The following is a 3,282-nucleotide window of genomic DNA, read 5'->3' on the forward strand; positions in this document are numbered from 1 at the left end:
CTGTTTTAGAGAACGATGAGCCGACTTAACTACCATCATTTGTATTATTTTTGGCAGGTGGCACGCCATGGCAACCTGACCCAGACCGCCCGTAACCTGCATATTTCGCAGTCGGCGCTGTCGTCACAAATCAAGCAGCTTGAGCAGGCGATGCAGGTGCAATTGTTTGAGCGGCAAGGTCGTACATTGACGTTGACCGAAAGTGGCTATCAAGCGATGAACTATGCCGAAGAAATATTTCGCCAAGGGGAAGAGCTTGAGCAGTTGTTATCCAGTGGCGGGGCGCTGTCCAGTGCCACGATTCGCATTGGCACCTTATCGACCATGTCGCGGAACTTTATCGAGCAGTTTATTCAGCCGTTGGTGAATCAACGGGAGTGCCGTTATGTGTTGCAGTCGATGGATCAAACCGGCTTGCTCCATGCGCTGTCTGATCACCAGCTGGATTTAGCACTGACCAATATTGCGGTGCGTGGCACCAATAAACAGATTTGGCAGTATCAGCAACTAGCGCGCCAGCCAGTGGCGGTGATAGGTTGGCCGGGTAAAGCTTTGTCGCCCACCTTAGACGCCAGCTATCAACACCAAGCGTGGGTGTTGCCTTATGGCGATAACCCAATTCGCTCGGGGTTTGATGCCATCTCTGCGCAATATCAACTCAAGCCTTACATCATGGCAGAAGCCAATGATATGGCGATGCTGCGCCTTTTAACCCGAGACAATGATGCGTTAGCGGTGATGCCCGAAGTGGTGGTCCGCGATGAGCTAGATAGTGGTATGCTTACCCGCTACGCTTTACTGCCGAGTGTGTATGAGCCGTTCTATGCGGTATCGATTAAACGTCAATGGGTACATCCGAAATTGAATTCGCTTTTAGATGCGTTCAGTGCGTCGCCGCTCGCGCATGGCGACGACCTTCCCGGCGGCAACGGTCAGAGCAATACCTAACGTCGTCCCAACAGCGTGCCCACTTTTTACGCCACGTAAACGGGCGTTCGCACATCAAACATATCTTGCTGGGGAGGTGTGGCTTTTTATGCGCCATCTGGGTTGCCTCCAGTGGATTGAGTGGCAGGTAAACGTGATTTTTTAGTGCGCTTTTCTGCGTGCCCCGGGCTTTTTCGTTGTTCAGGGCTGCTTGTTGGCTCAGGGCTATTTGTTTGCTCAGGGCTGCTTGGACGCACATGGGTGGCGAGGATCCGTGCTTTTTCGATACGAACCGCGTCTTGTTGACGAAACGACCATAAAATATCACGCGCACGTTTGCCAGTTTGTTCGATATCGACAATAGGTTTCGGGTAGTCTTCACCAAGCACCACCCCGTACATCATCGCTTCCATATCGGTCATTTGCCACGGGGTGTGGATCAAACTGTCGGGCAAGGGAGAAAGCTCAGGTAACCATTCACGAATAAATGCCCCTTCCGGATCTTGCTCCTGCGATTGTTTCACTGGGTTATAAATGCGCAGGGTATTGGCGCCTGTCACGCCAGCCTGCATTTGAAACTGGGGGTAGTGAATGCCGGGCTCAAAATCGAGAAATAGCTGCGCCAAATGATGCACACCGCGGCGCCAGTCAATCAACAAATGGTGGGTTAAAAAGCTGACCAGCATCGCCCGCATACGAAAGTTGATATAGCCGGTGGCGTGTAGGCAACGCATACAGGCATCGACGAGCGGATAACCGGTATGACTTTGTTGCCATGCGAGCAGATGCGCATCGCTCTGCGGACCGTTCGCGTACTCAAAATGTAAGTAGCCGCGATTAACGGGGCGATGCTCCATGTGGTGCTCGCTTTCAAATTTCTGCATAAAATGACAGTGCCAATGCAAACGCGACACCATAGCGACCAGCGCACGCCGCCAACCCTTTTTCTGCCAATGGAGGAGAGTAATTTGATACATTTCGCGTAAGCTGATGTTACCCCATGCGAGATAGGGTGACAGTCGGGTACAGCTTTTGCGGCTGGCGAGCGGTTTAGAGATGTGGCGCTGATAAGTTTGCCCACGCTCGCGGAAAAAAGACTGCAAGGTTTTATACGCCCAACTCGGCCCGCCGGGCTGAAAGCGTGGCGCGGGAGAATCCCACTTGTGGTGATCGAGCGCGGGTAGAGTAAGTGATGTGTCTAGCCAGCGCGCTTGTTGCCAATCCGGATCGGCAAGAGGGGCACGCATCACTTTTTGCCATTCTGCGTCCCAATCAACCCGATTTTTCGCGCCGCGGATCACCGCCCCAGTGGGATATTCATGCCATGGGATCTGATGGGTCTCCAGCCAGTTCGCCACCGCTTTATCTCGAGAAAATGTCGCGTCGACGCCAATTTCTTGATGGCTGTAGACCGTGCCAATTGCCTGCTGCTGGTGGATGGCGTCGAAAACGGCGAGTGCTTCACCTTGGCAAATGGTGACCTGCCCGCCAAGCGGCGCCAGCTGCTGATTAAGATCGCACAGCGACTGCCAGACAAATCGCCAGTGGCGCTCGCTATGGTGCGGATCGTTAAGCAGCAGTGGCTCAAACAGGTACAAAATCACCAAGGGACGCCCCGCGGCAATGGCAGCTTGTAGAGGGGCATGATCCCGCAGGCGTAAATCGCGTTTTAGCCACACAAGGCTGATGGGCGCGGACATAAGGCTCTCGACAGTCGTAACAACAAACTTTTATTCACCCTTGGCGGTACGAGGCTGAATGACGCTTGGATCCCTTATAGTGACTTGGTTGAGGTCTAATTTCTCTCATTAACAAGCGCTAAGCGTACAAAGCGAAATCAAAATGGTTTGCATTTGCCTTTTAAGCATCGGAAAATTACCAACTGTAGAATTAACTGACAGGCGCATCCCGCGCTTGTACTTAAGCAGTAGGATCGGGATATGTTAGAGGCAAAGGACGTTGCGTTTGCCGTCAACGGAAAAGTGTTGCTTGATAAGGTGAGCTTGTCGTTTACGCCAGGAAAAATCTGTGCGTTGGTCGGCCACAATGGTTCGGGCAAATCGACGTTGATAAAGCTGTTAGCGCAGCAACAGGCAACCAGCAGCGGACAGATCGCATTAGACCAAAAGCCCTTGTCGAAATGGTCAGAAAAAGCGTTTGCGCGCGAGGTGGCGTATTTGCCACAGCATTTACCGGCAACAGATAACTTAACTGGGTATGAGTTGGTCAGTTTTGGTCGCTATCCTTGGCATGGCTTGCTGGGGCGGTTGACCAAAGCCGATCACCAAGCGATCAACGAGGCAATGGCGCTCACCGGTACCCAAGATTATGCCGAGCGCTTGGTCGATACCTTAT

The 3,282-nt window shown here is 52.6% G+C and carries 3 protein-coding genes and 1 pseudogene; 2 read left to right on the plus strand and 2 right to left on the minus strand.

Annotated features, from left to right (window positions below):
• Positions 1-15 precede the first annotated feature (15 nt).
• Positions 16-948, plus strand: a complete 933-nt coding sequence (locus tag BZG79_RS13135; RefSeq protein ID WP_077577156.1) for a LysR family transcriptional regulator — start codon at positions 16-18, stop codon at positions 946-948.
• Here BZG79_RS13135 and BZG79_RS13140 read toward each other — a convergent pair.
• The gene (locus BZG79_RS13140; protein WP_077577157.1) at positions 884-1,045 is read right to left on the minus strand and encodes a DUF2256 domain-containing protein; all 162 of its coding nucleotides are present in this window, start codon (positions 1,043-1,045) and stop codon (positions 884-886) included. The two genes, BZG79_RS13135 and BZG79_RS13140, sit on opposite strands and share 65 nt — an antisense overlap.
• A 133-nt stretch (positions 1,046-1,178) precedes the next feature.
• A pseudogene (locus BZG79_RS13145) lies at positions 1,179-2,627 on the minus strand (deoxyribodipyrimidine photo-lyase); the annotation flags it as partial.
• Positions 2,628-2,867: 240 nt separating this feature from the next.
• Here BZG79_RS13145 and BZG79_RS13150 point away from each other — a divergent pair.
• Positions 2,868-3,282: ATP-binding cassette domain-containing protein (locus BZG79_RS13150; RefSeq protein WP_199877848.1), on the plus strand; the 415-nt coding region annotated here is incomplete at its 3' end.

This window comes from Salinivibrio sp. MA427 (genome assembly GCF_001996115.1).
GTDB lineage: Bacteria > Pseudomonadota > Gammaproteobacteria > Enterobacterales > Vibrionaceae > Salinivibrio > Salinivibrio costicola.